Origin of the sequence: Haloferax sp. YSSS75 (genome assembly GCF_046764215.1) — an archaeon.
Lineage (GTDB): Archaea > Halobacteriota > Halobacteria > Halobacteriales > Haloferacaceae > Haloferax.
Genome location: NZ_CP177207.1, coordinates 429184 through 439947, shown reverse-complemented (window position 1 = coordinate 439947; position 10764 = coordinate 429184). Strand labels below are relative to the sequence as shown.

Sequence of the window (10764 nt, the reverse complement as noted above, 5' to 3'; positions counted from 1 at the left end):
AACTTAGATAAGTTAAATTCTCTCGCCTTCTATTCTGGGGTGATTCTACACAGACAGGTGTGCTCTCACACAAGATAATCTACGTAATGTGGATAATCTATGTGCGAACATCCATCCTAGTTACGGTGACAGAGACGGATTCCAGAAAGCACAGCGGCTGATAGCGGCGACACCCCGTATAAAATTCGATATGATTTAAGACAATGTTCTCCTTACACCGCATAGTGACTGATATTTCAGACTCTCTCCGGCTCTTGTTCGAAACGTCCATCGAACGAGACGGAAATCGATACGTCGTTCCGATTCCGAAAGAACTGGTTGAGAATGGTGCGTTTTCGACTGCCGAGACGTACCGAATCGCGTTGTTGACGGCAGTCTCCGAATCGACTCCGACTCCAGAACCAGTCGACGATTCGACAGAGACGGACACAGTGCGGTCAGAACGAGAGTGGAACCAAGCCGAATCCACGCGGAATACGTCGGACACGCGTTCCGTGGGGACGCGAAGCCCACCGGTCGAAGAAGGTGACGTCCGAACTGTTACCATCGATACGCTCGGTGACCAGGGCGACGGGATCGCGAAAGTCGAGCGTGGCTTCGTCATCATCGTTCCCGACACCCGCCCGGGTGACAAAGTCGAAGTCGAAATCACCGACGTCAAACAAACCGTCGCCTTCGCGGAACCGACTGGGGAAGCAACTGTCCGGTGAGCAGTTGCCACGCCCACGGCCATAACGACCCACGTGGTACATCGTCGATTGTTTTGAGAATTCGCTGATGGGGACCCACGAAAACGCCGGATTTCGGGAACTGTTCGGGAGCGATGGACTCACGTTTGGGACGGGATTCCCACTCACGAACGAAAACGAGTCGATGCCCGACGTCGCGGAGGAGTGTCGACTCGCCCGACACGCAGAGACAGTTGGATTCGACGGACTGTGGGTTCGAGACGTGCCGACGTACTGGCCGTCGTTCGGAGATGCGGGACAGACGTTCGACGTCTGGCCGTGGCTCACACACGTTGCGAGTGCTACCGAAACCGCCGCGTTAGGTACGGCGAGTGTCGTCCTTCCGCTTAGACATCCACTTCACGTCGCGAAAGCGGCCGCATCAGTCGACCAACTCTCGAACGGCCGATTGGTCCTCGGTGTGGCATCTGGTGACCGTGACCCCGAGTTTCCAGCGTTCGGCGTCGACGAATCAGACCGTGGACTGTTGTTTCGCGAAAGCGTCGAACTCCTTCGGACCGTGTGGCGCGAGGCGTATCCGACGATTGACTCGGCGTGGGGAACCCTCGATGGCGAGGTTTCTGTCGTCCCCAAACCGACGACGGAGACACTTCCACTCCTCCCGACCGGACACGCCCGGCAATCCGTCGATTGGATTGCCGAACACGGTGATGGATGGCTCTTTTACCAGCTTCCACGGAACACGCTGCAGAGCTACCTCGAAGAGTGGCGTGAATTAGCGGGGGAGAAACCGTACTCGATGGCCGTTCAAGTCGAACTCACGGACGACCCAAGAGCTGAGCCACAACACATCCATCAAGGGTTCCGCGCCGGAACCGAGTGGTTCCGTGAGTATTTCGCGGACCTCGACCAACTCGGTGTCGACCACGTCGTCGTCGGGTTACGTGGGGACGACCCCGAGACGGCACTCACGACGTTCGCAGACGAGATTATCAGTCGGATTCGCGCGTAGGAACCCCGAAACCGCTCTCTCTTCTCACTGGTCGTCGAACGGTGACTTCGCGTGGTCGGGGACGGAATCCGGTCGCGTCACGATGTTCTCACGGCCGATGTTTATCTTCTGAATCTCGTCATCGTCAGCCATCCGTGAGAGGACGCGACTCACCTTGGACTTCGACCACCCTGTTCCTTCGACGACAGCGGACTGGCGAAGTTGGCCGTCGTTTTCGTCGAGCAATTGGAAGACCAATGCTTCGTCACTGAGCGGTTGTTCGGATGGGCCATGTGGCCCTCCTTCGGTCTGTGTCGGTTGCACGTCCGGTTGAGTTCTGCCGTTTTCACGGCGTTGTGGCTGGTTCGAGACGCTGTTTGGTAGGCGAACTTTCCCGGTTGCGATGGCGAGTCCACCCCCGATGAGGGCGACGAGGCCGATGACGAGAATGGCAACCGTCGGTTGGATACCCACACCGAGTGGCGAGATATTGGACCCTGGTGCGCTGTTCGGGTCTGTTCCCTCTTCGATTTCGGTCCCGTCACCGACGCCGTCTCCGTCGGTGTCTCCTTGGTTCGGGTCGGTGTTGGTGACCGAAACTTCACGCCCGTCTTCGAGGCCATCACCGTCGGTATCGACTTCTGTCGGGTTCGTCTCGAATCGGTTCAGTTCCTCGCTATCGGTGAGGCCATCACCGTCGGTATCGGTCGCGGTCGGACTCGTCTCGTGGATGTTGACCTCGGGTCCGTCCTCGAGTCCGTCCTCGTCTGTATCGGGGTTGGTGGGGTTCGTCTGGTACACCTGGACCTCCTCGCTGTCGATGAGGCCGTCTCCATCCGTGTCACCGGTGGTCGGGTCACTCCCGTAGGTGGTCACTTCGACGCCGTCTTCGAGACCATCTCCATCGGTGTCGATTTCGGTCGGATTACTCCCGTGTTCGTTTACTTCGACGCCGTCGCTCAGTTCGTCGCCGTCTGTATCTGTGTTCGTCGGGTCTGTCTCGAAGCGATTGACTTCGGCCCCGTCGTCGAGTCCGTCCGTATCGGTGTCCGCAACTAGGATACTCGTCCCATGCTCCAACTCACGTTGATTCCCGAGTGAATCTCCATCGGCGTCGCCTTCAGCAGGGAACACGACGAGTGGGTGACTCGCCGTCGCGAGTGGGTCGCCACCGGCCGAATCACGAACCTCTGCGACGAGGGTTTGCTCTCCCGTCGCGTTCATCGGCCACTCCTCGACGTCGACAGTCACGCGCTGTTCGCTCCCCGTAGCCTGAAACTGTCGACAGTCGAGTGCGGTCGTCGCGTCTGCTCGTTGTGTGTACACGCACACTTCGTAGGACCCCTCTGTGGCCACCATCACGACAGAGATACTCGACGGTTGCCACGCAGTGACGTACGTACGTCCCTCTTCAGACGCGACGACACCCTGACCACTGTGTTCGAGAGCGCGTATCTCGACGCTGTCTGCAGTCTGCGAGGCGACCGGTGCAACGCCTGCGAGGAGGAGAATGAGAACCACCACGAGGGTGTATCCCGACCACGAGGCGCGTTGAGGTGGCATGTGTTTGCTCATTGATTGTCGATTCTCTGGGTGCATAATGTTTTGTTTATCTGATTTTGTTCTTTCTTTCAACAAATTCTAAAATTCACGTTCTCGTGACGTTCTGCTGTATTGGTCAGAAAGCTGGCTCTCCCGAGTTCGGTTCGCTGTCTTTCGTTCCACTCCGCACGTGTCGGTCGTCTCCCGTTCTTGATACTAATACGACAACTTAACACATCATTAGATAGAGTAGTCAAAATATTCTCCCCGTCGATTGTGGACGAGATGGGTTCCTGAACGGGCCAGTCCCCGACATGTCTGTATTGGAATTACTATCCGAATATCGACAATAAATTCTCGTAAATATTCTCTTAATCCGGATGAAACAGTTAGAACAGTCTGCTGAAACGGTTGTTCACGGAAAAACTATCGAGACGACTCTCCCCCATTATCATCCCTCCTCGAATATGGATGAATGCAATGTGCAACACACTGGCCCGACGGCAACTCAGTGCGGGTGGAGTCGCGACGAGAGTCGCACTCGCCAGTTGCACAGGTACCGGTAGTACCGACAGAACCGCTACGAGCGGTGACGTCGAGGAGATGAAAACGTTGGCCGTAGCGACGACAACCGGTACAGAGACGACAGCGACGGAGACATCGACGACGACGAACGACAGTTCGTCACGCGGAAACTGCCGAGTCGGTACCTCACCCATGGTCCCGCACGGGGCTTTCCCCCCAACCCCCCGTCACGGATGCAGCCACCCCCTCCCCCCACGGTTGCTGAAGTGACCCCTCCTTACAGCCCCGTTTCCGAACCCCCCGCTGACGCGACCCAAGAAGTCCCCTCCAAGACGGAATCCCCCCGCTGACGCGACCCAAGAAGTCCCCTCCAAGACGGAATCCCCCCGCTGACGCGACCCAAGAAGTCCCCTCCAAGACAGAATCCCCCCGCTGACGCGACCCAAGAAGCCCCCTCCAAGACAGAATCCCCCCGCTGATGCATCCCGAGAACGACTCCTCGACTGACGAGACAGTTCTCGGCCCGCAAACAGATATACCGCCCGAGCGTTGCTTCCGTCTGACTACACATCGATAGAAGCTCGAATCCGAGTGCCAGTCTCTGTGCCGACAGTATCTCAAACCTCACTGACAGCATCGCACACGTCTGATATCTGGGGAGAAACGTACCGAACGACCGGGTTGAGCGGAGGTATATAAAGAACAGCAGTATTTGCGGGAGCTGAGTATCGTCCGGCGGATTCAACTACTTATAGAGAGATGGCTTCTATAACACCAGCAATGACTACACCAGTACTCGTTCACGGGCGCGAGACGGAGTCACTCGATTGGGAGGCACTAGAAGCCCTGCCCCACGAGACACGGGAGGTGGAAGTTTCCTGTGCATCTGGACTCCGACACGAGTCGACGTGGGAGGGAATCCCAATCGACGCACTCCTCGACGCGGGCGACGCATCTCCCGACACGACACACGTCGCTGTCACGAGTGCTGATGACTGTCACGTCTACGTCGCTGTAGCGGACGCACTCTCGGGGTTACTCGCGTTGAGACAGGACGGTGAACCACTGGACAGACCGCGATTCGTCGTGCCGGGAATCGACGGCATGCGCTCTGTAAAAGAAGTCGTCGAAGTCGAGGCAGTCTCACTCGACGCGAGTACCGACCCGCTGTCCCTCGAACGACACCCGAAAATGGACGACGCCGAAGCGTGACTGGACTATCGACCGGTGACGTCCGCGGTGTCGTTCTCGCGGGTGGAGAGAGCACTCGCTTCGGTGAAGAAAACAAGGCGCTCGCCCACTTCGCCGGAGAGCCACTTATTGCGCGGGTCGTCTCCGCGCTTCGTGGAACGACGGGTTCTGCTCCGCTACTCGCTGCTCGGTCCGCCGAGCGCGCCGACGAACTCCACCCTGTCCTTCCGCCACTTCCGACCATCTCGGACGACACAGACTTCGAGGGGCCGATTGCTGGTCTCGTCGCAGCGGCCGAGGCTGTCTCGACACCGTGGATTGTCGTCACGGGATGTGATATGCCGCTGGTCTCAGAACAGGCCGTACAGGTCCTCTTGGACCACGCGACGCGAGACGTGGATGCCGTCGTCCCGGACGACTCGGGCCATCTGGAACCACTGTTCGGTGCCTATCGGACGGCGGCAGTCCGAAAGTACCGTTCGAACGTTGCTCCGTCTGCCGGGCCGCAACGACTGCTGGACGAACTCGCCACGGTTCGAACACTCAGTACCGACTCGTATCCCGTGCTCGGCCGAGCGATAACGAACGTAAACACGAAAGCCGAGTTGGAGACGCTCTCCGAAACGATGGTTCTCGACGGCCACGTTCGGTAACGTGGAATTCAGTTTTCGACGTCAGCGTTGAAGCGACGAGTCGGTTCGCCCGGTGCCCAGAGTTCCAGCGCGATAAGCCCGAATAACGCCACCGAGATGAGTGTCAACGTGACGACTGGCGACAGCATGATGCCGAGTCCCGGGTAGAGTAAGAGACCAAGCACGACGAGGATACGCCCATTCAGCACGTACCGCCCGATACCCTCTGGGAGTGCCTGATGGCAGAGAATACTGCCCGTGAGGAAGAGGGCGACTCCTGCACAGAGTACGCCGACACCTCCGGGTTCGAGTGGGCTGTTGGTCAGCGACGCCTCCAGTAGCACGATGATGCCGACACCGGTAGCCACGATTCCCATGTGCGTGAAGTAGTGACTGAACGTGTAGACCAGTCCACGGCGTCTCGCGCTGAGCCAATCGTCGGGGTCAGGATGGAGGATTTGGTCGATGAGATGTTCGTCGAAGTGTTGGAAGTATATCCACCAGGCCGCGACGGCGATAAAGAAGCCGAGTCCACCGACTGCCAGCGTCGCAGGTCCGGGGTCGGTGATAGACGTCCCGAAGGAGACGGCGAGAATCGTCTCACCGAGAACGATAATCGTGAGAAGCCCAAGCCGCTCGGGCAGGTGCGACGACTGCACGACGACGTGGTCTGTCGCGGTGTAGATGACGGCGGCACCCCCGAGGCTGATGACGACAGCGGCGGCCCAGAGGCCGAACCTGCCGGGTTCGGGCACGACCAACGACAGACCAATAATCGCCGTCGTGAACACGTTAGACATGGTAAAGAGGTGAACGAACCGCTTTTCGACGCCTTCGATGTGTTCTGCCCGATAGTAGAACAAGATGAGTATCGCACGGAGGACGAGAATGGCGAGGCCGAACGCGAACGACTCTCCGTGCATCGCATCGTCTGCCGTTTGTGAGAGGAAGATGACCACGAACATGGCGGCGACCATCAACAGTCGGGAGAACAGGTCCTCTGTGTCGAACATATCCGCGTAGTAACTGTAGCCGAGCCACACCCACCAGACCATGAGGAAGAGGCCAGCGAACTCCAGAATCCCAATCAGTGTCAACTCGTGGTGGAGATACGTCCCGACTTCCGCGATGGCGACGACGAACACGAGGTCGAAGAACAGCTCTAACCACGTCGCGTGTCGGATACCATCGTCACCGGTTCCAGCCACCGGGGGTGGTCTCTGTAACCACCCTTTCGCCCCATTTCTTGTGATAGACACACTCGACTCCCGCCCCGTGTGGGCCAGTGAAGATCAGTATAAAAGAGGCGATAAAAAGTATTAAATTAGTATGTTATGTGGGGACAATAGTCACGGCCCGTGGGTAGCCCAGCGCCCGACGACGTGGTGTTCGAACCATCAGGATTTGGTGTCGTTGGACAGACTCTCTGAGAGCCTCCACCCAAATAATCCACTGGCGAATCCGAGGATACCCGCAGCGAGGAGTAATTGTTGATAGCCCCACGTCGGTGCAAGCGCAGTGAAGATAAGGGGTGCGACAGCACGTCCGAGGAACGTCGTACTATTTCGAAGGCTCAGAGCTTCTGCGCGGTATTCGAGTGAAACGAACTCACTGACTTCGTCGTCGATGGAGGGTAAGACGAGGCCCCACCCCGCACCGAACACGATGCTGCTGAGGCCGATGATGACCGGTGACCCGGCAGCCCATGCTACCAGCAACCCCACTCCAACGCACCCGAATCCGAAGACGATGAGCACGTCGTCAGAGAGACGCTTCGATAGCCTGCCGGTTTGCGAAGCTGATACTGCGGACGCCGCGAGTGCCCCTGTGACGACGAACCCGATTCCAACTGGCTGGACACCGAACTCGACGACCAACAAGAACGGAAGCGCCGTGAACACGGCACCGAAGAGGAGCAGTTCTATCATGAATGCGGACCCGAACAGGAGAGTCGCTTCTCGGACGGAGAGCTCGTCGACGACGCGACGAAACGACCCGAGGCGGTGGACACCGTGTTCCATCGGTGGTTCTTCGAGGATACGGTAGGCGAGGAGTGCAACAGGGATTCCCAGAAGATACGCGAGGAACGGGGTGTTCCAGGACATCGCGGTGAGCACCCCACCGACGATGGGGAAGACTGCCGCCCCCGCCGACAATACCGCGGTATTCGCCCCGAGGACAGCACTCCGCTGAGCGCCCGCGAACGTATCCCCAATCAACGTGACGGTGGTGATGAAGATACCCGCTGCAGCAGTCCCCTGAACGATACGGAGGACGAGTGCGGTTTCGTAATTCGGAACGAACGCGATTGCGGCCCCAGCGAGACTGAACCCGAGTAAGGATGGGATGAGAACACGCCGTCGTCCGATTCGGTCTTCGAGTAACCCGATGAAGGGCGAGAGCACGATTCCCGTCACGAAGTACGTCGAGATGATGAGGCTCGCTGCTGCGTCCGTGAGTTCGAAACGCGATTGGATGACGGTGAGTCCCGGGCTAATCAACGATATTCCGAGCGGTGCGAGGAGCGTACTCGCGAAGACGACGCGGACGACGGGCGAATCCCACGGAATCGACGTGTCACGCTGTTCTCTCCCGATTCGTAGGTGTCGCCCGACAGAGAGCGACCCATCGGCCATCCTCCCTCGGCATTGGCCGTCGTCTTCGCCACCCATGATACACAATCGCTGTGTCTGACGAAATACCTGCCTGCAACGGGTGGAGACAGCGGCTACCACCACCAATTCACAGGGAATCGTGAATTTCAGAAAACACCGTCAACCGTCGATACAGCCCCACAAACCTACTATGCTGATATGAATTGTCGTTGAATAGTTATTCATGGCCATCGAGACGAGAGAGGACCTTCAGGAACACCTCCAGTGGGCAATGCAGGTGGAACTCTCGACGATTCCGACCTACCTCTACGCGATGTACTCTATCGAGGACGAGCACTCAGACCCGTACAAACTCGTTCGGAGTATCGTCGTCGAGGAGATGCTCCACACCGCCCTCGTAGCGAACCTGAACGTCGCAATCGGCGGCCAACCAGCGTTCTACGACGAAGCCGTGATGCCGTCGTATCCGATGGACCTTCCGCACCACAAACCTCCACTCCGGTTGAATCTCCAGCCGTGTAGTATCGAATTCATCGAAGGTGTCTGTATGCCAATCGAACATCCACGGCCGGTCGATGGACTTCCGGAAGACGACGACTACGAGACTATCGAGCAGTTCTACCTCGCCGTCGAACACGCCATCGAGTCCCTCGACCAGCGTGAACCGTTGTTCGAGACACCACGCGTCGCGCGGCAGATGATGGACCCATCGTACTACGCCCCCGTGGAGTTCGACGTCGAAGAGAGCGGTGGACTTCGCCCAGTCACCGACCTGGAGAGTGCGTGTCTGGCGGTGGAGACGGTCATCCATCAGGGCGAGGGACTTCGCGACGAACACTGGGCTGACCCCGGCCACCACGAGTTGACACACTACTACAAGTTCAAGCAGATAGCCGACGGAACCTACCCACTCGGGACGGTTCGACCCGTACCGACGAACCCGACCAGAGACGATTTCGACCCGGCGTTACGACCGGTCGCCGAGTTGTTCGACGCCGTGTACAGCTACACGTTCGTCCTCATGGACGAGATATATTCAACGACTGACCGGGAAGAAAAGGATGCGCTCGTGGCGAATCTGTACGTGCTCATGTCCGGTGTGCTCGGACGGATAGCCAGGTACCTCACGAGTCGCCCGGCGGCCGACGACACAGACGTACGGGCGGCCCCGACGTTCGAATTCTACCGTTTCGAAGAGCCGTCGAAGGCAGCGACGGAGATTCGAGAATTGGCGGCGGCAGTGGCCTCGAATCACGAGGAATTGGCCATCATCGAAACGCTCGTAAAACGGCTGTAATCGGCAGTTCTGCCGACGGAGTTTCTGGTCCGCACCTCGGGTCTGTTTGGTCCGTGCCTTGGTCTATTCGGACTCCATCCGACCGCCGTCCACGGCGTCTTCCAGCGCGGAGGTGAGCGTCGCTTTATCCCATGGCCGGTCGTAGCGACGCCCGTTGATGAAGAACGTCGGGGTTCCGTTGACGCCACTGCGCACGCCACTCATGAAGTCCGCCTGGATTCGGTCGTCGAACGCGTCGGTTTCGAGGGCGCGCTCGACCAATTCGACGTCGAGGCCAAGCGTGGCCGCGTAGTCGAGGAGGTTCTCGTCTTCGAGTTCGGTCTGATGTTCGTAGAGGTAGTCGTGCATCTCCCAGAACATCCCCTGTTCCGCGGCGGCCTCGGCTGCTTCTGCTGCGTGTCGGGCGTGTGGGTGCAGTCCCGAGATGGGGAAGTTTCTGAACACGAACTGCACGTCGTCACCGAGTTCGTTGAGGACATCCTTGACGATGGGGTACGCCGCCCCACAGTACGGACACTCGTAATCACCGTATTGAACGAGTGTAACCGGTGCCGTCGCCGACCCGACGACGTGGTCCTCGTCGGATACCGGCACGGTGAGTCGTGGCGAGTCGGTCACTGGTGCTTCAGCGTGACTACGTGGAAGGTGCGTTCGCCCCTCGTCACTAACCGACGCCATCACTGTGCCTCGACATCTGACGTCAACGATTCGAGCGCTGTGAGGATGCCGTCGGCACCCGGGTTGATGCCCACCGGGGAGAGGTAACTCCAGGTGATGATGCCGTCCCCGTCGACGACGAATATCGCGCGTTCAGAGATACCCTCTCGCTCACGGTAGACGCCGTAAGACCGTGCCACTTCTCCCTTCGGTTCGAAGTCCGAGAGGAGTGGGAAATGGAAGTTCCGGTCTGCGGCGAACGCGTCGTGCGACCAAACGCCATCGACCGAAATCCCGAGCAGTTGCGCGTCGTGTCGGCGGAACTCCGGCAAGAGTTCGTTGTAGACGGCCAGTTCGTCGCCACAGACGGGGCTCCAGTCGGCGGGGTAGAACACGAGAATCACGGGATTGCCGCGAAGTTCGCTCAGCGAAACCGTCTGGTCCGGTGTCGTCCGCAGTGTGAAGTCGGGCGCCTCAGCGCCGGATTCCAGATGTGATTCGGGGTATTCGTCCACTTTCGGGCCATGGTCTGAGTAGTCGTACTCGTAGTGTTTACTTGACATTCTCTCCACCCTCGTGTCATATATTGTTCGTATGTGAAAATAACAATAGCGTCGTCCCAAGC

At 58.5% G+C, this 10764-nt stretch carries 10 protein-coding genes; 5 read left to right on the top strand and 5 right to left on the bottom strand.

Annotated elements, in window-relative coordinates; all coding sequences use genetic code 11:
- Nucleotides 1-224 precede the first annotated feature (224 nt).
- Nucleotides 225-710 (top strand): TRAM domain-containing protein, encoded by a 486-nt coding sequence (locus ACK3R5_RS17880; RefSeq protein ID WP_411968814.1) that lies wholly within the window; start codon nucleotides 225-227, stop codon nucleotides 708-710.
- A 67-nt stretch (nucleotides 711-777) separates the two neighbouring features.
- On the top strand, nucleotides 778-1701 hold the full coding sequence (locus ACK3R5_RS17875; protein ID WP_411968813.1) for an LLM class oxidoreductase: 924 nt from the start codon (nucleotides 778-780) through the stop codon (nucleotides 1699-1701).
- A 24-nt stretch (nucleotides 1702-1725) separates the two neighbouring features.
- On the opposite strand, the gene ACK3R5_RS17870 is transcribed toward ACK3R5_RS17875, so the two are convergent.
- On the bottom strand, nucleotides 1726-3243 hold the full coding sequence (locus ACK3R5_RS17870) for a MarR family transcriptional regulator (RefSeq protein ID WP_411968812.1): 1518 nt from the start codon (nucleotides 3241-3243) through the stop codon (nucleotides 1726-1728).
- A 1284-nt stretch (nucleotides 3244-4527) separates the two neighbouring features.
- Here ACK3R5_RS17870 and ACK3R5_RS17865 point away from each other — a divergent pair.
- Complete coding sequence (locus ACK3R5_RS17865; protein WP_411968811.1) at nucleotides 4528-4959, top strand: molybdopterin-dependent oxidoreductase; 432 nt, start codon at nucleotides 4528-4530, stop codon at nucleotides 4957-4959.
- Nucleotides 4956-5591, top strand: coding sequence for a molybdenum cofactor guanylyltransferase (locus ACK3R5_RS17860; RefSeq protein ID WP_411968810.1), 636 nt, complete (start codon nucleotides 4956-4958; stop codon nucleotides 5589-5591). The genes ACK3R5_RS17865 and ACK3R5_RS17860 overlap by 4 nt, the downstream gene beginning before the upstream one ends.
- An 8-nt stretch (nucleotides 5592-5599) precedes the next feature.
- On the opposite strand, the gene ACK3R5_RS17855 is transcribed toward ACK3R5_RS17860, so the two are convergent.
- The gene (locus ACK3R5_RS17855; protein ID WP_411968809.1) at nucleotides 5600-6778 is read right to left on the bottom strand and encodes a low temperature requirement protein A; all 1179 of its coding nucleotides are present in this window, start codon (nucleotides 6776-6778) and stop codon (nucleotides 5600-5602) included.
- Nucleotides 6779-6967: 189 nt separating this feature from the next.
- On the bottom strand, nucleotides 6968-8242 hold the full coding sequence (locus ACK3R5_RS17850) for an MFS transporter (protein WP_411968808.1): 1275 nt from the start codon (nucleotides 8240-8242) through the stop codon (nucleotides 6968-6970).
- Nucleotides 8243-8408: 166 nt separating this feature from the next.
- Here ACK3R5_RS17850 and ACK3R5_RS17845 point away from each other — a divergent pair, with 166 nt between their 5' ends.
- Nucleotides 8409-9482 carry a ferritin-like domain-containing protein gene (locus ACK3R5_RS17845; RefSeq protein WP_411968807.1) on the top strand — a complete coding sequence of 358 codons (1074 nt, stop codon included), beginning with the start codon at nucleotides 8409-8411 and terminating at the stop codon, nucleotides 9480-9482.
- Between the two features lie 63 nt (nucleotides 9483-9545).
- Here ACK3R5_RS17845 and ACK3R5_RS17840 read toward each other — a convergent pair whose 3' ends face one another.
- The gene (locus tag ACK3R5_RS17840; RefSeq protein ID WP_411968806.1) at nucleotides 9546-10160 is read right to left on the bottom strand and encodes a DsbA family protein; all 615 of its coding nucleotides are present in this window, start codon (nucleotides 10158-10160) and stop codon (nucleotides 9546-9548) included.
- Nucleotides 10160-10702 carry a peroxiredoxin gene (locus tag ACK3R5_RS17835; RefSeq protein WP_411968805.1) on the bottom strand — a complete coding sequence of 181 codons (543 nt, stop codon included), beginning with the start codon at nucleotides 10700-10702 and terminating at the stop codon, nucleotides 10160-10162. Before ACK3R5_RS17835 ends, ACK3R5_RS17840 begins: the two co-directional genes overlap by 1 nt.
- Between the last annotated feature and the right edge of the window lie 62 nt (nucleotides 10703-10764).